This window comes from Bradyrhizobium valentinum (assembly GCF_001440405.1).
GTDB lineage: Bacteria > Pseudomonadota > Alphaproteobacteria > Rhizobiales > Xanthobacteraceae > Bradyrhizobium > Bradyrhizobium valentinum.
Genome location: NZ_LLXX01000221.1, coordinates 1 through 255 on the forward strand (window position 1 = coordinate 1; position 255 = coordinate 255).

At 65.1% G+C, this 255-nt stretch carries 1 pseudogene; it reads left to right on the forward strand.

The features are described 5' to 3' along the window. Nucleotides 1-255 (forward strand): annotated as a pseudogene (locus tag CP49_RS48390) (tonB-system energizer ExbB); the annotation flags it as partial.

The window sequence follows — 255 nt, forward strand, 5'->3', positions numbered from 1 at the left end:
CAGCCGACGGCGACTGCCGCGCCGGCCGCGCCTTCCGATGCGGCGGCGACGCCGGCCGAGCGCGAGGGTAAATTGCTGAAGGCCGCGGCCGCCGAGCTCAAGGAATTGTCGCCGTGGACTATGTTCAAGTCGGCCGACGTGGTGGTCAAGGCGGTGATGATCGGCCTTGCATTTGCTTCGCTGGTGACCTGGACCATCTTCATCGCCAAGATGATTGAACTGACCGTGGTTCAGCGCAAGGTGCGCTCGGCGCTG